The 19,671-nt window shown below is 54.9% G+C and carries 15 protein-coding genes and 1 tRNA gene; 2 read left to right on the top strand and 14 right to left on the bottom strand.

The genetic code is table 11. From position 1 onward, the window contains the following. Positions 1-257: 257 nt before the first annotated feature. From AC2FJZ_RS04010 to AC2FJZ_RS03950, 13 genes are all read right to left on the bottom strand, one after another. Positions 258-1,292 (bottom strand): glycosyltransferase family 2 protein, encoded by a 1,035-nt coding sequence (locus tag AC2FJZ_RS04010; protein WP_496776144.1) that lies wholly within the window; start codon positions 1,290-1,292, stop codon positions 258-260. A 192-nt stretch (positions 1,293-1,484) separates the two neighbouring features. Next, the gene (locus AC2FJZ_RS04005; RefSeq protein ID WP_496776143.1) at positions 1,485-2,594 is read right to left on the bottom strand and encodes a LysM peptidoglycan-binding domain-containing protein; all 1,110 of its coding nucleotides are present in this window, start codon (positions 2,592-2,594) and stop codon (positions 1,485-1,487) included. Between the two features lie 44 nt (positions 2,595-2,638). After that, the gene (locus AC2FJZ_RS04000) at positions 2,639-3,901 is read right to left on the bottom strand and encodes a type 2 periplasmic-binding domain-containing protein (protein ID WP_496776142.1); all 1,263 of its coding nucleotides are present in this window, start codon (positions 3,899-3,901) and stop codon (positions 2,639-2,641) included. Between the two features lie 21 nt (positions 3,902-3,922). Continuing rightward, the gene (locus AC2FJZ_RS03995) at positions 3,923-4,705 is read right to left on the bottom strand and encodes a PP2C family protein-serine/threonine phosphatase (protein WP_496776141.1); all 783 of its coding nucleotides are present in this window, start codon (positions 4,703-4,705) and stop codon (positions 3,923-3,925) included. A 3-nt stretch (positions 4,706-4,708) separates the two neighbouring features. Next, the gene (locus tag AC2FJZ_RS03990) at positions 4,709-5,752 is read right to left on the bottom strand and encodes an FHA domain-containing protein (RefSeq protein WP_496776140.1); all 1,044 of its coding nucleotides are present in this window, start codon (positions 5,750-5,752) and stop codon (positions 4,709-4,711) included. Between the two features lie 202 nt (positions 5,753-5,954). After that, on the bottom strand, positions 5,955-8,120 hold the full coding sequence (locus AC2FJZ_RS03985; RefSeq protein ID WP_496776139.1) for a serine/threonine protein kinase: 2,166 nt from the start codon (positions 8,118-8,120) through the stop codon (positions 5,955-5,957). Positions 8,121-8,461: 341 nt separating this feature from the next. After that, on the bottom strand, positions 8,462-9,748 hold the full coding sequence (locus AC2FJZ_RS03980) for a dynamin family protein (protein WP_496668006.1): 1,287 nt from the start codon (positions 9,746-9,748) through the stop codon (positions 8,462-8,464). Next, positions 9,745-11,787: a dynamin family protein gene (locus AC2FJZ_RS03975; protein WP_496776138.1), complete on the bottom strand. Its 2,043-nt coding sequence runs from the start codon at positions 11,785-11,787 to the stop codon at positions 9,745-9,747. The genes AC2FJZ_RS03980 and AC2FJZ_RS03975 overlap by 4 nt, the downstream gene beginning before the upstream one ends. 66 nt (positions 11,788-11,853) lie before the next feature. Then, a complete protein-coding gene (locus tag AC2FJZ_RS03970) occupies positions 11,854-12,720 on the bottom strand; it encodes a hypothetical protein (RefSeq protein WP_496776137.1) in 867 nt (288 codons plus the stop codon). Positions 12,721-12,743: 23 nt separating this feature from the next. Further along, positions 12,744-13,145, bottom strand: a complete 402-nt coding sequence (locus tag AC2FJZ_RS03965; protein ID WP_050603913.1) for a hypothetical protein — start codon at positions 13,143-13,145, stop codon at positions 12,744-12,746. Between the two features lie 52 nt (positions 13,146-13,197). Next, positions 13,198-14,946: a dynamin family protein gene (locus tag AC2FJZ_RS03960; RefSeq protein ID WP_496776136.1), complete on the bottom strand. Its 1,749-nt coding sequence runs from the start codon at positions 14,944-14,946 to the stop codon at positions 13,198-13,200. Positions 14,947-14,954: 8 nt separating this feature from the next. Next, the gene (locus AC2FJZ_RS03955; protein ID WP_496776135.1) at positions 14,955-16,967 is read right to left on the bottom strand and encodes a dynamin family protein; all 2,013 of its coding nucleotides are present in this window, start codon (positions 16,965-16,967) and stop codon (positions 14,955-14,957) included. 2 nt (positions 16,968-16,969) lie between these two features. Continuing rightward, positions 16,970-17,383, bottom strand: coding sequence for a hypothetical protein (locus AC2FJZ_RS03950; protein WP_496776134.1), 414 nt, complete (start codon positions 17,381-17,383; stop codon positions 16,970-16,972). Positions 17,384-18,150: 767 nt separating this feature from the next. On the opposite strand from AC2FJZ_RS03950, the gene AC2FJZ_RS03945 reads away from it, so the two are divergent. Together AC2FJZ_RS03945 and AC2FJZ_RS03940 are read left to right on the top strand one after the other, a co-directional pair. Further along, positions 18,151-18,235, top strand: a tRNA-Leu gene (locus AC2FJZ_RS03945). Between the two features lie 171 nt (positions 18,236-18,406). After that, entirely contained in the window at positions 18,407-19,489 is a 1,083-nt protein-coding gene (locus tag AC2FJZ_RS03940) for a tyrosine-type recombinase/integrase (RefSeq protein WP_496776133.1), read from the top strand. On the opposite strand, the gene AC2FJZ_RS03935 is transcribed toward AC2FJZ_RS03940, so the two are convergent. Further along, a partial coding sequence (locus tag AC2FJZ_RS03935) for a transposase (protein ID WP_496776132.1) occupies positions 19,477-19,671 on the bottom strand: 195 nt, incomplete at its 5' end. The two genes, AC2FJZ_RS03940 and AC2FJZ_RS03935, sit on opposite strands and share 13 nt — an antisense overlap.

Raw genomic sequence — 19,671 nt, 5'->3', positions numbered from 1 at the left:
CAAACCTACGGGATTCCCCCAATAGCGGTTAAATGCAAGCCAAGGTAATCCTGTGGTAACACGGAATTTCACTGGTGAGGCCCTCGGGCTATATCACTCACTCAGAAAATGACCAGCATTTGGGGTGCTGGTCATTTGCTTTTTTGAGATCGCCAATTCTGATGGTAGCCCCATGTTATGGCGCACAACGCACGCCTAACTCGACGGCGACGGAACATTGCCAGCTTTCATCCGCGGGGATTGAAAATCTCAGTCTTTCAGCCGAACCGGCGTCTTTCGGCCTTCACGGCGGATGACATAGTCCGGCCAACACCAGAAGCCGCCACACCTTCATATCGCAAGTAAGACAGGCGGCGCGCTTCTCTTCGCGCTAGGGCAAGAGATTGCAAGATGAGTGCGCATACAATCGACAACATCGTGGCAACGAATCCAGACACAGCGACGACCAAAGACGGGATTCGTTCAACAAGCCCAGTTTCCAGGAACTCGCGGAAAACGGACACAAAGACGAAGAGGGAAGGCAGGAAGACCAACAAAGCCAAAGACAAGAAAAACGGAACGGGTTTTTCGTCTTTGATCAGCAGGCCGATCATCTTGAGAATACGCCATCCATCAGAGAATGTGGCCAATTTGGAGTTTGACTCCGGCAATCGTGAAAAGTACCGGGTCTTGACCTCACCAATCGGCATACGCATCTGCATTGCGTGGACCGTGAGCTCGGTTTCAATCTCAAATCCGTTCGAAACCGCAGGGAAACTTTTGACAAAACGTTTGCTGAAAACGCGATAGCCCGAGAGCAGATCGTCGATTTTGCTTTTAAAGAAAAACTTCACTAGGCCGCTGAACAATGCGTTTCCGAATTTGTGGCCTCTCCGATACGCTTCGATCTCGTCATTCACACGCGCACCGTTAACCATATCCAGATTCCGTGACACGAGAAGGTTGATCAACTCTGGTGCTGCTGAACTGTCATAGGTCGCATCCCCGTCGGCCATAACGTAGACGTCGGCATCCACATCGGCAAACATCCTTCGCACCACATTGCCTTTGCCTTGATAGGGTTCGGAAAAGACCAAGGCGCCCGCTTCTTCAGCTATTCTGACAGACTCATCCGTGGAATTGTTGTCGAAGACGTAAATGACCGCGTCCGGCAGGGCCGCTCGGAATTGCTTGACGGTTTCGCCGATGGCAACCGCCTCGTTATAACAGGGCAAAATAACAGCGATGTCCAAATCCGGCCTATTGACCGGAGTTGTCGACCTTTTCCTGAGATCCAATGCACCTTCTATCATGCGTGGCTCATGCTGTCTAAGTCCCACCAAGGGAAAGATGATTGCGCTTCGGATTCAGAGTGAAGCGCGTATTCAACCATTATGAAGCAGATAAACGGCAAAATTTTGTCATTCTGAGAGAACTGTTGCTTCAGCAAACAAAAAAAGGGCCGGTTCAAGCACCGGCCCCAGAGTTTCAGCTGAACCGAGGGATCAGTTCGAAGCTGCCATCAGTTTCTCGTTATGCTCGCGCAGCGTGTCGGAAACGACCGCATACCATTCACCGGATTCGCGCATTTCGTTCAGGCCTTTGTTCAGCATCGCCAGGTATTGCTTGCCAAACGGATTGCTGCGGTGGCTGATAAAGCGCAGCGAAGACAGCGAAGTCACGAACGGGTTCTCGACCAGGTCGTTCTGATTCAGACCCATTTCAACCATTGTGTCCGAGAACAACTGAACTTCAAAGGTTGCAACATCTGCAGTGCCGGTCAGGACAGCATCAAGGCACTCGCGCGCAGTGATCGGCTGCATCAGCGTCATGGTTTCACCGTTGTGCAGACCTTCCTGCTCCAGATCGTGGATAAACCAACCGTCCATACGGCAGATCGTGGCGCCTTTCAGCTCTTCAAAGGTTGTTGCGCCAGCAAAGTCGCTTTCGGGGATGGTGTAGAAGCCGACCACGATGTCATAGACTGGTACGGACGAGTCGAACTGAGTGCAGCGCACTTCGGTTTCCCACGACCATTCATAAGTGCGATTGGTGCAGTCCGGCATGTTCCACGCCATGGAGACGTCAAAGGCGCCCAGCGGCAAAAGGGTTTCCAGGTGCGAATTCCAGTCATCCACAAAGCTGACCGAATAATCCCGCGCGTTTCCGCCACGCTGCAGAGCTGTGGTGCCCAAGCGTGTAATCGCACCGCCACCGTTCAGCGATTCGTCCGCGAAAGGGGCCCAGCCGTTGCCGGTTACCAGCTTGATTGGCGGCTGGTAAACGCTCGAACGCTTGACGCTGGCCGCGCGTTGTTCTTCAGCCGCGATGATTTCCTGTGCGGTCTGACCATTCGGCAGGCTTCCGTCTTCACAAGGCAGGGCCAGAACCAATCCCGGCTCGAGAGAGTTGGGGTTCGTAATTTCGTTCCGGTTCGCGTTGAAGATCGGCTGATAGTTCGACGTTCCATAAGCCGCGATGGCAATTGTCGCCATGGTGTCACCGTCTTGTACGGTATAGTTGGTACAAGCTTCCTGTGCTGCAGCGGCACCCGCGCTCAGAGCGGTAATAGCGGTTGCTGAAAGCGCTACCTTCTTCATCTTCTCGTTAAACATGTCCACTTCCTCCAGACTTTAGTTTGTCAGGCCAGATCGGGGCCTTATCCATTTTCCATTTGATGACGCAGGGCGGTTGAAACGATGTCTCGCCATTCGCCCGATTGCTGCATGATTGCCAGACCCTGGTTCAGCGTCTCAAGGATTGCTTCCCCGTCAGGATTATCTTTGTGGGTCATGACGTTAAGCGACTTGATGGCCGCCAGGTTGGGGTTTTCGATAATCCGGTGTTGATATCCGAGCCGATCGATGGCTTCGACCGCCAGATGCGCTTCGATTGCCACGATATCGACAGTGCCCTCCATCAGGGCGTGGAAGCAATCATCCGGCGAAGTCGGGCGTAGCAGTTTGATAACCGGCTCGTATAGGTTCACCACGTCCATATGAGACAGTGACCAGCCTTCCGGGCGGCAGATCGTCGTTCCGGCAAAGTCGGCATAGGTCAACGTCTGCTCGTATCCTGATCCCTCACGGGCAAAGAACGTGTCCACGACCTCATAGAATGGGTTTGAGAAGTTGTAGGTTTCGCACCGGTTACGGTCGCTTTCCGACAGTGCCGCGGCTTCCTCACAATTGGGGCGCGACCACGGGAAGGTGCCGTCAAAGGCCAGTGTCGGCATCAACAAGTCCAAATGCGATGACCAGTCGTTCACGAACTGAATCTTGTAGGCTTGCTCTGGTGCGGCGCGAAACATGGCTGTCTCAACCAGATGCGTATACAGACCCCGGTTCGGCAGCGATTCATCGGTAAACGGAGCGTAGTTACTGCCAGTGATCAGCAGCAACTGACGATCACGAATTTCGGGGCGTTCTCCCGTTCCGGCGTTCCGGATCAAAGCTGCGGCTTCCGACCGGGCAGCCTCAATCTCTTCCTTCGCTGCAACCCGTGCTGCAACAACGGCCTCTTCACTCGCCTTCTTTGCTTCGGCCTCCGCAGCCGCAACGCGGGCTTCAGCTTCGGCAACGGCCTTTTCGGCACGTTCCTCGGCGGCCTTCACCAGCTCTGCCGCCATTTCAGCCGCCAGCCGTTCTGCTTCGGTATCGGCTAGCACCGGAGCACGTCCGACATCTTCGAGACAGGGCAGTTCCAGAACATCGCCGACACGAATGATGTTGGGGTTAGAGCCGATGACATCGCGGTTCGCATCGAAAATAATGCGAAAATCTTCGGTCGCATAAACCTCGATTGCCAACTCCCGCAGGCTATCGCCGCGTTGAATTTCATAGCTTGAACACGCCTCTTGCGCCGAAGCAGCTCCGGTGGCCGCTGCGAGGGCAAGGCTGGATATGATAAGATTTTTTCTCATGGGTCCTGTTGCTTAGCCTGTTTAATTTCTTGTGAGTTTCGCGACGGCGATGGATAGGTTGTCCTGATCCGGATCGCCTTTGGCCAGGGCCGCCGCAAGCAAAGCTTCGGCTATGTCCTGAGCAAGAGCCTGCCCGTGTTCCTTCAGAACTGACTGAATTTCGTTGTCGCTAAGATACTGCAATCCGTCACTGGCAAGGATCAGGATGTCAGACGGCGACACCAGCAACGGCTCTTCCGGGCAATCCACCTTGGGGATGCCACCACCAATGATGACCGAGGTCAGCTGGTTTCGGTCCATATGCTTGGCTTCAGCTTCCGTGATCTCTCCGGCAGCCAGCTTTTCGTCGATCACGGGCGCCATCGAGTGATCTTCGTTTACCTGAGACAACGTCCCATCGCGGAACAGGTAAAGGGGGCTGTCTCCGATCGATATCCAGTAAACGCGATGCCCCAGCAGCAGGATGCCCAAAAGGGTCGCGCCCATATTGAAGCTCTCGCCCTGTTCCTCGTTATGAGCGGCGATCGCGGCATTGGCTTGCATCGCGGCCAGGGGTAGCGCATCGATCGCGGATCTCTCATTCAGGGTCTCGGCCTCAAGCTCGACCTCAAGCGCGTCACGCCAGGCTGCGACCACCATTTCTGACGCGACCTCACCTGCGTCATGACCACCCATTCCGTCCGCGATAACGACGTAACCCGCAGCGGACGCATCAAACATGCGTGCAGCAATGGCGTCTTCCTGCGTCTCTCGCTGACCCTGGTTCAGGATCAGCGCAACATCATATGCCGGGGTCGCCAGCATCTATTAAGAATCCCGCCAATCAAAACCTTCGTCGCAGAAGGCCATGAACCGAAGAGAGGATTCGCTGATACGGATCAGGTCACCGTTTGACAGGGCAACAGTGCTGAGCACGGGTTTGCCATTGAGGCGCACAAGGTTGGCCTTGCCGCCATGACCCAGATAACATTTGCGATCTTCAGGGTCGTAGGCAATGACAGCATGGTTCGAACGTGAAATGCCGGTGTCGCCGAAATCCAGCTGAATAGCTTGGTCATCGTTGCGACCGATCTGCATTAGACCTTCGGTCAGTGTGACGCTAGCACCCCGTCCGGGACCAGCAGTGACAACCAGCCAGCCAACGGGGAAAGTCTTTTGCGCGGTTTCCGTTTTTGCCACGGGGGCTGCGGTTTCGATCAGGTCTTGCACATGTGTATCGGCCCGCTCGAAACCCAGGAAGGTTGTCTTAACGCGTGAGCGGCGATCTTCTGCCGGAGCAGGGGCAGGTTGGGCAGTCTCAGCAACAGGCTCAACGATCTCTTCAACCAGTTCGGGTTCTTGAACCTGCAGGTCTTCCACCTCGGCTTCTACCGCTGGCTCGGCTGCCGTGTCTTGCATCTCGGCAACTTCAGGTTCGACCTGTTCCGTGGCTTCTTCTACCGGGGCCGAGACAGGTTCGTCAGCCACGTGCAGGGTGATAACCTGTTCGTCCTCAATCGGATCAGCCGTGTTTTCAACTGCCGAGTCCAGCGTCGGCGCGTCGTCTTCGTCGGTGGGCGCTTCGGCAAAGATGGACTCTTCAACGGGCTCTTCCACCTCAGTGACCTCAGCCTCATCGAACTCTGGCATTTTCTCTTCCGGGATCAGCTCATCCGTTTCTTCATAAGGTTCGGATGTCGTGTTCCCTCCGGCCAATGCAGCGCGCAGCGCGTTGAAGTCCGCTATCGGCTCTTGCTTTTGTTCTTCAGACGCGGCGATTTCTGTCGCCTCCGCCTTTTCAGACGTATCTTCTTCTTTGGTCTTGCCGGCACCTTCGAGAAGCCGGCTCAGAGGGCTTTTGTATTTAAACATGGTGTCGACACCTTCAATTTGGCGGCACGAACAACTTGTGCCGAGGGGCTGCTACTTATCCCCGCGCTCACGGCACAGAGACACTCGATGAATACTCAAGGAAACTGGTACATTCTGCGGCGGGCCGGTTCCCGCCGGGGTGGCAGAATTGGGTGCCACCCTCAGCAAACACACACTGGCAGATCACAACGAACCGGTCAGATTACTCCTGTGCAAGCGGCATGGTTCCGTTCGTTTCGACCCCATTTCGCAGGACGGTCAGCTGGGCGACCGCACGGCCTTCTGAGACAAGCTCGACCAGCATTGCGTCAAGACTGTCTGAACCGTCCAGATTTGCTCCCGTCTGGCTTTCACTCAGTAGGATATCGCCTTGTTGCAAGCTGCCCGCGTAATCTCCCGGAACGGACGTGACTTCTGTCTGCCAACTTTCGTTACCCGAACTGCTCACTGAGAAGGCATAGCCGTTCTCCAACCCCACGGACCGCATCACCGGAAGGGCAAGCAGACCATTCTGAGCCCGGGTCTGTCCAAGCGGACGATAGCGGGCCGCCACTCGGGTATAGCCGTCGGGATCAATGCTCAGAGTGTCAAGAACTTGCGCAGCGAAGGATACATCTTGGCGCACAGGTTTGCCGTTGAGGGTAAAGATTACAGCTCCACGCTGTACCCATTCGCCAACCACACTCATATCCTGATTGGAGTTTATCCCGGTGATTGCAATTGTCGGCCCCGTCGAGCCGCGACGTTGAGACGTCTGGAAGGGAATTTCCACATCCCAGTGGGCAAAGGACACCTGTTGGGCCGCAGGAACTGCGGAGTCTGCGACCACCGTGGGTTCCGCTTCGGTTTCTGGTGCTTCTGCCGTCTGCGTCACAACCGCCGACGTTTCTTCTGTTGTGGGTGTTGTTTCCACGGCAACGGGCTCTACAACGTCTTCTTGTGCCTGCTCGACAGGCTCTGCCTGCGCTGGGGCAGGATCCGAGACCACTACGGCCTCAGGCGCTTCAGTGGCGGAAGCCTCCTCCGCAACGGGTGCTTCCGTTTCGGCTGTTTGAACATCCACTGCGGATTGCTCAACCGGGGTCTCGGCCTTTTCTTCTGGCTTGTCCCCTGACATGACGAAAAACCCACCTGCCGCTAAGGCAACTGCGACCACGGCCGCTCCGGCGATCAATTTACCGCTTCCACCAGAGCCGCTTTGAACAACGGTATCGACAGCCAGAGGAGCTTCTTCCTTTGCCGCAATCTTGGCGAGTTCTTCTTTCTTCTTCTGTTCGTCGTTTCCAACAACGATATCTGCATTGCCAGCCAGAAGGGCCGTCACAACCGCTTCGGCATTTTCGCTTTCAGCTTTGACGCGTGCTTTTTCTTGTTCCTTGTCCTTGCGGTCCATACCGACGATCACCGAAACCGGACGATAGGCGAAGGTGTCGAACATCACACCCGGGCCACGGAACATGCGCAACCAGTCCAGCGCTGTCTGCAAACGGTCTGTGGCGTGAACCTCCATCGCCTTGTCAATCGCTTCAAGGAAACCTTCGGGGTATCCCTCGAAACGTCCCGTCAGCGGGGCATAGGGATCGTCCTGCCCGTTATTGAAGGCGTTCAAACGGCTCTGCCCGTCTACGGGGCGTTCGCCACTGATGGCGTGGTAAAGAGTTGCTGCCAGAACATAGAGATCGCTGCTCGGTCCTTGTTCCGCACCCCGGACATAAAACTCGTGCGGAGAGTAACCATCTTTGATGACACGCAGGGTTAGCAGAGCCGCAGATTTGTTGGCCGCCTGTTCACGCGCTGCGCCAAAGTCGATCAGGACCGGATCACCGTTCTCATCGATCAGAATATTGTCCGGTGAAATGTCCCGGTGCAACATGCCGCTTTGGTGAATGAACGAAACCGCCGACAACATCTTTTCCGTGACCTGCACGATAAAGTCCGGACCCGTGTCGTTTTCAGGGTTTTCAACGTAATCGAGCAGATCGCAACCACGGATCAGATCCATCGCGATATAGGCGGTGTCGTTGTCTTCAAACACCTGATGCACGTCGACGATGTTGGGGTGCACAAGGCGTGCGTGATTGCGGGCTTCCTGAATGAACAGATCAATGATAGCCCGCAGATCTTCCTTGTAGGACGGGTCATTGGGCTCGACCAAATCACCGTTTCGGCGACACAAGGCACCGGGGAAACACTCCTTGATCACTACGTCGCGCTCCAGGCTGTCGCGCGCCAGGTAGGTAATTCCGAATCCACCGTTGCTTAGGAAGCGAAGGATTTCATACTGCCCGCGCAACAATTTCGCGCCAGGTTGCAATCCTTCAATTTTTGGTTCGTCGTGCGTCGCACCGACAGCCTGGTTGTGGCTCATTTCAATCCGCCCGTTTTACTCGTTTTTTGCGGCTTAAATAAACAGGGCCGACAGCCCACGAACTCACAACCAAAACAACCGCAGGACACTTGAGAACGGTTAGACGGTTCAAATTTGACTTTATTGGGGCCGCCTCGTGGCTTCACTATGGACCGTTTTTTCGATTTTGGCTTATATTGTGCTTTTCGGTTGTGATGATACTATATATTGATCGACAAGACGGTATCAGTGAAAACGTACACCCCAAAATCCAGTGGTTGGTCTACGAATTCGAAACAATAAAGGGCCGATTCCTCGGCCCTTCGAATCGCTGAGTCGCGCTCAATCTTAACGAGAAATTATTAAGTGCCGGTTTTGGATTGCGCTGCGGCAACTGTGCTGCCGGCCCAGGCAAGGTTGTCACCCAGCTGCGCAAGAATGCTGATCGCGTCATTCAAAGGCGCATCACCACTTTCAAATTGCAGCAGCAACAACAGGTCCGTTGCCTTCTCGAATTCCGCCGGAATCCAATCTGCGTCGGGGTCGATCTCACCCCCTTGTTCCAGCCGTTCAGCGAAGTCTTCCACGATCTCCTGGCAGCTATGCAAGAATGCTGCGGGTTCGATGTTGGACGACTCGCGAAGGTCTTCATAAATGCTGGCAATTGCGGCCAGCCAATCTTCGAGGATGGGATTGTTCAATGGCGGCAGGGCCGAGCCCAGAGTCGCGTGCATCGCAGGTGTATCAGAAACGGCCGGTTCAGGTTCGGGACCCTCAAGCTCTTCGAGGTACGGCAGAAACTCCTGCTGCAAATCCTTTCGAGCGGCATCCAGATCACTGCGCCTCCGATTGGACGCTGCATCCAGAACTTGTTCGGCAAGGTTCTGTCCGCCGCATGTCTCCCACAGAGCAAAGTCAGGTTCCGGCTCCTGAGCCATCGCTTTGACCGCTACCGGGGTACCAATCGGCACAATCTCACGGAACATCCCATCTTTTTCCTTGTTGAGACGTGCCAGAACACGGTCCAGTGACCCTTGTACCGGCGGCAGGTCGGCATGAGTAACAGCCAACAGACTGTTCGCGCGAAGTTCAGGCGGCACCTTCGACCACAAGTGGCGCTCAGTCTCGCGCCATGCATTTGTACCGTTTGTGCACCAGATGGCGCAGTCGACAAACTTCAGCAGATCCAGAGTTTTTTTATACGTATCGTCCAAGGCACCCGACCCAGGAAGATCAAACAGCGAGATTTCCTTAAGGGCAGGCGTGTTGATCCCCACCGAGATGAAATCCGGATCATCCGCCGCCGCTTTTTCAAGCGCGATCCCGGAATAGGTCTTGGGTTCCTTGTTCCACCAGCCCACGGTCGTCTCAGGCACATCGGCATAAGCCACGATCACAAGCGGCAGTTTCAGATGCTGTGGGCCTGTGGGCAGAATATCTGCACCGGCCAGCATATTTGCCAGGCTCGACTTGCCCGCGCCAAATTCCCCGGCAAACCCGATATTGACCGCGTTGGACAGCCGCTCGGCATGGGCCAGCGCCCGTGCGCGCATGTCCTCCAACTTTGCATCCGATGACAGTTTTTCAGTCGCGGTCAGAAAACGCTCCAGCTGGCGCACTTCCTGTTCGGTTCCGGGAAATTCAATCATTCCGCAGCCTCTGCTAGTCGTTCGTCCACACTGCCTGTTCCAAAGACACTTTCAAGATCCATAGCAATGCGGCGCGCCCGGTCGAATGCAGTTTGTGCTTCGGCCTGAGCATTCAATTCACCCGCGCCAGAGCGATGTTCGAAATGGCCCGCCAACAGGGCCACGTAGTGATCCAAAACTGTATTCAGCCGTTCCAGTAAGTTGTCGCGTGTCGTGTCGATCAGGTCGTCGCCGATCAGCTCGAACTCTTGCACGATCATCCGTTCTGCCTGCGTCACAACGCTGTTGCGCGAGATCAGGCGCGATAGCCAGTTTACACGCAACTCGACCGTAATTCCACGGGTGAGCGCAGTGGTATCGGGTCGGAACCAACGAACAGCGCTGGTGTTCATGCGACTATCGACCGGTTCTTGCCAACCCGGCAATGCACGCAAAGCCGCATTGCATTGCATATCGATGGTATAGAGCTCGCTCAGCATACGCTGGCGCACCACTTGCGACGCGCCTTGCATTAGTTCCCGCATGTGTTCCCGCAGGGGGGTAAAGTTCAGTTCGGTCGCACCCCCTTTGGCCAGAAGAGGCGATTGACCATTCGGTCCACGTACTACGGCCGAGACGGATTCAGCGACTGTATCATCCATTACCCCGCGCAGATTGGACAGGACATCATCCATGTCCCGGGTAATGTCTTGTGTCTTATCGGCAATCAGTTTGCGCAACTCACCAAGGGTCTTGTCACTGTCATCTGCGCTACGTGCGTCGGAATTGTTTTCATCTTGCAGCGCCCGCAGATGAACCTGGGACCGCTCAAGCTCGCCTCGCGCGAAACTGTCAAGATGCTGCCACGCCATCCGAAGGTGTTCGTCAATAGGCCCGTCCGTCAGAGCTTTGGTAACATGACGGCGCAAATCCGGTAGTCCCGAAGCGATCATTGCAGCAAAGCGCAACACGGCCTCACGGCTGATCGGCCCGGGGCCTTGTTTGATCTCGGCAACGCCGTTCAGGTATTGCTGCATCTGTTCCGGGTGCGCTCGCAGCCACGCCAGGACATGGTCATGGTTCACGCCGGTTTCGTCGCCGGTCAGCGCATAATGAGCCCATTGAGCGCTGCCCATCAGAACGTCGATGTCCGAATTACCGAGCGCCTTCTCCAGACCGTCCAAAACATCCAGACGCACTTTGGTCGCGTCTTCGGGCCCGCCACCCAGTTCATCGACACGGTTGATGAAAACAACGATCTGACCAAGCTCAAGCGCCTGCATCAGGCGGAACAGTTTGAGATCCGCGCGTGACAACGCCTGATGCGCGGACAGAACCACCACGAAGAAATCGGATTCCTTGAGGTATTGGCGCGAAATCTCTTCGCGGATCAACAGCGGATCGTTGACCCCCGGCGTGTCCGTGACGGTTAATGGGAACGGGAAATGTCCGATGTCGAAATAGACTTCAGCCTTGCGGGTGATGTCGCTGTAAAGCCCACGATCACTGCCCGGATCGACACCGCCATCTTCGGCAGGATCATCTCCGGCGCATACATAGCGCGCCAGATCGTCCGAGTTGAGTTGATCAAGATCGTGGTGTTGTCCCAACAGCTGTTCATAGCTGTCGCCCAGACGCAGGCGTGCCCGGGTCTTCATGGCCTCGACCTGTTCTTCGATCATCTCGCGCTTATAGCTGTCCTCGTCATCGGGGAACATGTTGCGCAGTTCTTCACCTTCGGCGATCAGGGATTGCCACTGGTGATTGTCGAAGAAATGAAATTCAGCCCCATCGGTCCGACCAGAGGGATGCCCGAAATGCATGTCGGTGATCACGGTGGTCCACGGGTTAACGTCTGACGGCAGGTATTCAGCCTGCCCGGTGAACCCGTTGATCAAACGTGATTTTCCTGCCTTGATCTGCCCTACAAATGCGATTGACGGCTTCAGACTTCCCAGATCTCCGATGATGCGCGAAATGAAATGCCGCGTTTCGTCATTGCTGGTTTCATTCATGTCTTCTGCGATGCGTATAAGCTCGCGGCGATGTGTATCACTCATTACTCACTACCTTGGTCACACTAAAACGGATTGAATTAATCGAAAATTTGAATGCTATGGAGGCAATCATTCAGCTACCCCCTGTAAAGAGGTCCACAGATTGACGACCGCCCCCAACTTGCGCGCATCGTGGACAGCAACCGCTATTTGATCGCTGTCGCTCAGCACCGCCATTCCCGCGCCCTTTCCGCCCGATGGCCGCATGACAATGAGATGGGGGCTGTCAAACTCCTCCTGACTATCATTCTCCCAACCTGCAAGATCAGCCACGAAACGTGCCAAAACCTCCTGATCGGGATGCAAGTCTTGGGAAGGTTGACAGGAACCCTCGCAAGCCAAAGCGGCGTTGCTTGTCCCGTCGAGCAACATACGGCCTGTGGCGAAACGGCCCGCATGATCAAAGAACTTCTGGGCCAAGTTGGCAGGGCTATCTTCAACCGTGGACGGTTCATCCTCTTCCGAAGCGTCGATGTCTGGCACGACCGAAACAATCGGTTCAGCGGATATATCTATGGCAGCGCACGCGTTTTCGATTTCGCTGAACGTCAAACCCACGTCGTCGGCCTCAAGAGCTGAATCCGGCTTACCCGACATCAGCTGAAGCGGGGCAGGGGCGTTTGCGATGTCTGACACCAGCTGCGCCAACTTTTCAACCAGTGCGTCACGCGTTTCGGTTTCGAAATCCGGCGTCGGCCCATCGGGCACTTGAAAGACGTCCGTGACCCGCGAGCTGTTCACTTCAAGTGCCAGACACGCCCCATTGGCGGCTGTAAACTCTAACCGACGTGGCAGGACCGTACCGCGAATGGCGCGCAGGATTGCCGAGCGCCGGGACACAGCGGAGTCCCCCGTAATCATCACAGCTGGCGACAACCGTGCCACCGAAGACCGCCCGATATCTTCAAGCATGCCCAGAATGTCAGTATCCATCATACCGTGACCCCCTCTGGTCCCGTTCAGACTGCGGCCGCAACCGGCCCCAGGCTGAGATGTGATTTTGTCAGCGCCAATCCCACATTTGCGCTGTTGCGGCAGATATAGCAGACCACATGATCAGGATATTCCTTGGTCCGCAAAAAAATGTTTAGGCGATCTTTCGAGAACACAGCGATCTCACCAAACCCTGTATTCTCCGCATCGTCGCGTCCAGTCTGACGCATTAGCGCTTCAAACGCGGCAACCCCGCGCCCTTGAAAAAGATTGGCCACAGCGATTGCCAATATGTCCAAAGACTCCGCGCATTCCGGATCCGAGACGCAACTCCCCAGAAGCATCCCTGTTTCCATATCGACATACCCGGCTGCAACGCAGTCGGGTATCTTTTCGATTGCCGTGCTCAATGCCTCCTGAATTGACATCTAACTATTTGTTATCCCTATAGGTTTGACCATTTTCCTAATTCGACGATCTCTACAACACATGCCATTCCGCCGCACTACTTTCTTTTGCTTTTGGAATGGATTGCAGTACTTCCTTCGTCTGCTTCGCGCTGTGTTCGATTGCGATCTGATCAAACTCAGCCAAAAATGCCTTGAACACGTTTTTTAAGCCATCTGCATCTTCAGGCAAGTCTTCACTACTTGCTACTTCCCGCCACATTGCGGCTGCACTCAAAGGGGATCCAACGGCAACTTCCGGCAGATCTCCCAGCGCCGCGACATTTGAATCGACTGCATCCACCCGATCTGACAGAGCCGCTTCGATCAAACCACTGTTCTCGGGCTCCGGTTCATAGTCTTCAGCAGTGATGTTGGGCTGAGCCGCCATCAAAGCTGCGATAGAGGATACCGAAACCTCGATGCCGCGATCTTCGCGCTCGTCGATCTCTTCGGCCTTTTCGCCCGAGACATCTGTGTCGACCGGGGCGTCTCGCAAAGTGCTGTGAAGCGAAGTCAGAACATCATCGGTATTGTCAATCTCGTCAGCTTGCGCCTCGATCACCTCTACGTCAGCCACCTCTTCCGACAGATCATCAATCTCGTCATCAAGATCCGCTTCGTCTGACAGTTCGAATTCGTCGATTGCATCCTCAAGGCCGGCCACATTGGTCAGCTCCAAAGGATCATTCGACGTGTCCCTGAAGAAGGCGCGCAAATCATCGCTTGTATCCGGCTCTTCGGGCAGGGGATCCGGCTCCGAGACCATTTCGGTCCGCATACGTTCAGCTTCTTCAGCGTCGATCCGCACGCGTTCGGCCTCATCCGAGCGCCGCTCCACGCGCGCAGGCCGAACAGGAAAGCTGGTGACAACCGCGGTGTCGTTCTGCGCGGGCTGAGCGTCTGTTTCCAACGGGTTAACCAACCGCAAGGGCGCGGCTTCGACCTGCGCGTCACTGTCCGATGAGCGTGCAGGGCGCATGGGCTGCACTTTCGGGGCGTCTGACTGACTTTTGTCAATCTGATACCGGGCCAGTTGATCGGCACGATTGTCCATGATCTGCTCTGTGATCTCCAGGAAACTGTCGATCATCTTGCCACCACCGCTGCGCGACCACATCTCTGCGTCGCCGGTCTTGTCACGCGCGACAATTGCATCCCGAGCGGAAAACAGAATAGACCGATTGAACAGATGCCCGGCCTCGCGGTTCACGCGGCGCAGAACCTTTTGACGGTCCTTGAGATTCAGAGCATCCGCGCGGGTGACCAATAGCAGCGAATTGTGCTGCAAACGTTCAGGCAGGGATACCCATGTTGCACGCTCTGTCTCGCGCCAGGCTTGGGTCGCGTGGGTACACCACAAAACGCCATTCGCCTGACCCACGGCCCGCTGCCAGACATCCGTCGAGATTTTAGGATCCGAGATTCCGGGCGTGTCGATGAGATCCACCGCCTCAAGGATATCGGCCTCAAGGAATACGCGGATAAACTGCGCGTCATTGACACCAACAGATTCTAGATCGTCCAATTCTATAGTTTCGACAGAGCCATCATGACGCTTGATATAGGGTGCACGATCACCCCAGCTGAACCAGACCGGAGGCAGTTGTGTTGCAGTGACCTGCGTCGGCAAGGTCTGCGTTCGCAACAGAAAATTCATCAACGTAGACTTACCGGCACTGAATTCGCCCATCAGAGCGAAAACCGGTTTACGGCGGGACCACTGCTCGATACGTTCCCATGCCTTCGGTGAAACAAAGCGTGATTGTGTATCTTTTGCCATTTTTCTACTTATGCCGCTTCGTTGCTTAGATCTTTTAGGATGTCACCCAGAATCTCGTCCTTGGATTTCTGGGGCTGTAAATCCGCCATCGCCGCCGCAGTCTGACCTGCGTTCTTATCAGCCGTCGACGAGATGCTCAGCAAGGTTTCTTTCTGCTCGCGCATGAAATCCATCAGGATCGCGCGGACATTTTCCAACACTGCTGCGACTTGGTTTTCTTCGATGTCCTTGGTGATCGAATTTGCCTCAGACGCTATCAAGCGCGTGTAATCCGCAGCGTATGCTTCAAAGCCCTTGCGCTTTTGCCACCATCGCCGCCACCAGGTGCTTTGCAAGTCCAGAGCAATCGTCCGGCCAATGCCAAGTGGTGGAGGCACGCGAGGCACGATGGGCGCTTCTATGCTGAATTCACCCAGGTGGTTGCCGAGTATCTTATGATATAGCGCCTCAACATCAGCAGCAGCTGTGTTATAAAGAGCCCCGGCGTCTTTCCGCATAGCGCGGGCAAAGCTGAAATAGGCGGCCTTTTGCAGGGTACGCAGACCCGCCGGGTCATACTGCCAGGTGCCTTGTTCGCCATTCTTCTCAAGATGCGCGATCAAAGAGTCCGTTGCGCGTTTGACAAAGCTGGCCTCGGCCGAGTTCAGACGCTCCAACACCTTGTCGCGCAACGCATTTGTCAACTCGGCAGCTTTCTTATCGTATTCCGCCGACATCGTGTTGATGGCCTCTTCGGGCGACACGCCGTCTAGGTCCCGAGCGACGCCTTCGCCGTCGGACAGGTTCTTGGCGACCGCTGTCGCGCGGATTTGGCTGGCGATGTTTCGGGCCCGGTGGCGCACACGGTCCATCAGTCGAGACCCGGCCCCTTCGGCAATACGTTCGTTGATAGCCAAAAGCAGATCGGGCAGGCCGGACAGTGCCCAGATTTTGTCCAGTGAAGCCGCCTGATCCCCAAACCCGGCCGCCAGGTAGAAGGTATTCAGGGCTTCACGCGACTCTTCGGTCAGAATATCCGGATTGCCGGTCAGGGCTGCTTCGGCCCAGATAGCACTGCCAAAGACGACGCTGGTGTTGGTATCGATATTGTTCTGTTTCAGCGTGTCCTGAATGCGGTCGCGGATTTCCGGCACCTGATTGACCGGATCCGAGAGTTCGTCGATGCGGTTGACGAACAGGACAATCTGACGGTTCTCGAACTGCGCGATTATACGCATCAGGGCCATATCCATCGTGGTCAGCGCCTGACTTGCCGCCAGAACCACGACACAGACCTCAGAACCGCGCAAACTGCGCAGCGTGATCTGTTCACGCACCATGAATGTATCGTTAACGCCGGGTGTATCGCAAAGCTTGAGAGCGATCGGATATTGCGGGATATCCATATACAGCTCAGCCGACTTGGTGACATCAGCAAAGCGACCGGTTTTCGGGTCGATATCCGGATCGTCTTCGTCGCCCAGGCACACATATCGTTTGATCAGTTCTTCATCGAAGTGATCGTATTGATGGCTTTGGCCGAGGATCAGGTCAAAATGCTTGCCAAGGCGTTCTTCGGATTTGGCTTTCATCTCACCGATCTGACGGCGGATGTCGTCCATTTCATCATCTGCGCCAGCCCGGTTCGCCAGTTCCCCCAGACGACCGCCGCCGACCATCAGATTGTCCCATTCTTCCTGCTCAAAGAATGTGAACTTGGCTTTAGTATCGCCTGGCGGGCGTGTGTTGATGTTCAGGGTCGTGACCACAGACGTCCATGGGTTGACATCCGACGGCAGCAGGGCAGGGCGCCCGGCCAGTATGTTCACAATCGATGATTTGCCTGCCTTGACCTGACCCACCATCGTGATGCTGGCGGTGAAGTTTTCCATCCGCGTCTTGAGGGTGGCCAGCCGTGCCGAGGAGCGCGCATCAGCCACCTCAGTCAAGTGATCGATCTGCGTCGTCAGTGAAGACATGGCAGAGGTCATCGGGGCCAATGCTTCGTTGCCGACAGACAAAAGGTGATCGTTGCGCGCCATGCTTAACCTCCGGTTCCTGTAGCAGCAATCTGGGGTTCGTGTGACACGCGCCCAGACGGGATGCTTGTCAGAGTGTCGATACGTGCGATCAGATCCAGTGCGTTACCGAGGATCTCGGCCTCGGCACACGGAGAAATGGTTTCGTAGGCTTTGGAATCCGCCAGCACTTCAATCGAGCTGAAGCGGTCGCCGTTTTCAAGTCGCGCAACACGGCGCCCGGTCGGGAAACCTTCGGATTTTACGGCAGGTAAAGGCATACGTGCATTGGCCAGCAGATAGTGTTCTCCGGAATGCGTGTGCAGAGAAATACCAAAGCCGGTATTCGGATGATCTCGGTTCAGGGTCTTGAGCTCGCCAAGAAAGCTCTCGCGAGCAAAGAAGACAGCTTCTTGCTCGGCGGCAACGGTAGGGTTCATATCGGTCACAGCAGAAAACCTTGTACTGGAGTTGAGCAGAAAACTCGTACCGGTGCCAAAGTGGCGAAAAAGACTCATTAACTCCTATCAAACAAGAAGACCCTTCAAGGCGGTCTTATTTTGACGCGAATAAGATTTTTTGGCGGTTGAAATGTGGCGGCTTCATGGCGGCCCACCCATAAGAATGTCTCAACCCATACGAGTACCGTCGCTGGAAACATCACAGCTTGTGGGCACAGAAAGTTCACAGCAGCCGTTCAGTGCTATTTCCTTGGGAGCGGCCCGTATGGCCGGGAAAAGCTATAAAATGCATATTGTTATAGGGAAAATTAGTGACGAACCGCGAGCGGCAAAGTCAGGTACTGGACCTTAAGTCAAAGGTCTCATTTTTATCGCCCAATCGCTTCGCCAATATTCATTTTTGACTAAATAAGAGGCCATCACTCAACGTAAACGCGTCTTTCGAACTATCCCTGTCGATTTTCGCACAGGGCCCGTTCTCAGCAAAAAAGAAGAAAACATGTCAATCGATCGGATTCCCATAGTCGTGCAAGAACAGGGTCAGGGACCACCATTGCAACCATATGCGAAAACCACGACCCACTGCAGGATTTCTCATAGTATCAGTGCCTTTTGGCGGCTCAAATTCAAAGATTCCTACACTCAAAATCTGAGCAACAAAACTTCCTCAAATGCTCAATTTACCTCTCGCACTCGGACAGAAGCTTTGTTATGAGCGCATCATTCCGGCGCCGAGGCGCATGGTTGCGGGTGTGGCGAAATTGGTAGACGCACCAGATTTAGGTTCTGGCGCCGCAAGGCGTGGGGGTTCAAGTCCCTCCACCCGCACCACTTCATTCAACAGAAATCTACCGATGTATATCTAGAACAACGTCTAGTGCGTTGTTTTTAAAAGCTTTGTTGCCGCCTCCCTGTTGCTGGGTATATTGTGTCGCTGATTTTCGTAGTGTTTTTTCGGCAATACGAAAGCACCACAGTAATGAATAGTGAGGAAGTGCCGAAATGCCGGTGAATATCAGTAATGCCCTGTTAAAGCGCCATGCCGCGAACCCTCCAGAGAAGATCAAAGACCTCCGTGATTCCGATGTGACCGGATATGTGGTCCGGGTCCAGCCAAGCGGAAGCATCTCCCACTATTGTCAGTTCAAGCGCGGAAAGCGGGTCAAGCTTGGTAGCTGGCCGGTAGTATCGATGTCCGAGGCCAGGGCAACGGCCAGAGCAGCGCTCAGCCGGTATCAGTTGGAAGGTGTGGTGCCGGTCAAAAAACAGATTCCGACGTTGAGAGAATTTGTGGCAACCACCTATGCGAGTTGGTGTGAAAACAATCTAAAATGCCCAAAGTCCCAGGTGAACCGGATAAAAACCAACTTCGGTCACCTTAAGAACAAGCCGTTGGACGAAATCAGTCGCTCTGACATAGACGCCGTTCGACAGAAGATGCTTGGCCGAGGCGTCACGCCGGTATCCGTGAATCGAACGGTGAATTCCATTTCGTCGGTTTTGACCCGCGCGCTGGAACTTGACTTGATTGAGCGCCATCCGTTACGCGGTTTTAAACCACTTCCCACCATTAAAGGTGGCAAGCAGCGTATCTTGTCGGATGCCGAGCGTAGCCGCTTTTTGGACGTGGTGAACAACTACGATGCCACTTTATACACCCGACCCTTGGTCCTTACCCTTTATTACTGCGGCCTCCGTTTGGGCGAATGCGCCAGTCTTGAGTGGCGGGATTTAGACTTTGAGAACCGGATGCTGACTATCCGTGGCGAGAACAATAAGACTTCCACAGAAAGAGAAGTGCCAATCTCAAACGAGCTTTTGCCGGCACTCAGGGATTGGCAGATGGTAAGCGGTCGCCGGGACGGATACGTGTTTCCGTCACCCACGGGCCGAAAATTGGTGGATATCCATGTGGCCTGGAAATCAATCTGCCGCAAAGCCGATTTAACCAACCTCACGATCCGGAATCTACGAAGCATTTTTGTTAGTCGGCTCGTCAGAGCAAACGTACATCCATACGTGGCGGCGAAGATCGCGGGTCACAGCCAAGCAACAGCTGCTAGGCTCAGGACTCATAGCCAATAGATGACGAGTGCGGCGAGTGCGATGGCTGACAGGAAGACTTTCGGGCATCTATCGTAGCGGGTTGCCACACGTCGCCAGTCCTTCAATCTGCCGAACATGATCTCGATCCGGTTCCGTCTTTTGTAACGACGCTTGTCGTACTTCACAGGTTTCTTGCGCTGCCTTCGGCCCGGGATGCAAGC

The organism is Ruegeria sp. CDSA079 (assembly GCF_059612245.1).
Note: the sequence above shows the minus strand (reverse complement) of the source record. Positions and strands in the feature narration are given on the sequence as shown.

What these genes read in the sequence shown, in the direction of transcription:
- AC2FJZ_RS03985 (WP_496776139.1), bottom strand. Translation starts at nt 8,120, where the DNA reads ATGAGCCACAACCAGGCTGTCGGTGCGACGCACGACGAACCAAAAATT.
- AC2FJZ_RS03980 (WP_496668006.1), bottom strand. Translation starts at nt 9,748, where the DNA reads ATGATTGAATTTCCCGGAACCGAACAGGAAGTGCGCCAGCTGGAGCGT.
- AC2FJZ_RS04005 (WP_496776143.1), bottom strand. Translation starts at nt 2,594, where the DNA reads ATGTTTAACGAGAAGATGAAGAAGGTAGCGCTTTCAGCAACCGCTATT.
- AC2FJZ_RS03965 (WP_050603913.1), bottom strand. Translation starts at nt 13,145, where the DNA reads ATGTCAATTCAGGAGGCATTGAGCACGGCAATCGAAAAGATACCCGAC.
- AC2FJZ_RS04000 (WP_496776142.1), bottom strand. Translation starts at nt 3,901, where the DNA reads ATGAGAAAAAATCTTATCATATCCAGCCTTGCCCTCGCAGCGGCCACC.
- AC2FJZ_RS03940 (WP_496776133.1), top strand. Translation starts at nt 18,407, where the DNA reads ATGCCGGTGAATATCAGTAATGCCCTGTTAAAGCGCCATGCCGCGAAC.
- AC2FJZ_RS03975 (WP_496776138.1), bottom strand. Translation starts at nt 11,787, where the DNA reads ATGAGTGATACACATCGCCGCGAGCTTATACGCATCGCAGAAGACATG.
- AC2FJZ_RS03990 (WP_496776140.1), bottom strand. Translation starts at nt 5,752, where the DNA reads ATGTTTAAATACAAAAGCCCTCTGAGCCGGCTTCTCGAAGGTGCCGGC.
- AC2FJZ_RS03955 (WP_496776135.1), bottom strand. Translation starts at nt 16,967, where the DNA reads ATGGCGCGCAACGATCACCTTTTGTCTGTCGGCAACGAAGCATTGGCC.
- AC2FJZ_RS03950 (WP_496776134.1), bottom strand. Translation starts at nt 17,383, where the DNA reads ATGAACCCTACCGTTGCCGCCGAGCAAGAAGCTGTCTTCTTTGCTCGC.
- AC2FJZ_RS03995 (WP_496776141.1), bottom strand. Translation starts at nt 4,705, where the DNA reads ATGCTGGCGACCCCGGCATATGATGTTGCGCTGATCCTGAACCAGGGT.
- AC2FJZ_RS04010 (WP_496776144.1), bottom strand. Translation starts at nt 1,292, where the DNA reads ATGATAGAAGGTGCATTGGATCTCAGGAAAAGGTCGACAACTCCGGTC.
- AC2FJZ_RS03960 (WP_496776136.1), bottom strand. Translation starts at nt 14,946, where the DNA reads ATGGCAAAAGATACACAATCACGCTTTGTTTCACCGAAGGCATGGGAA.
- AC2FJZ_RS03970 (WP_496776137.1), bottom strand. Translation starts at nt 12,720, where the DNA reads ATGATGGATACTGACATTCTGGGCATGCTTGAAGATATCGGGCGGTCT.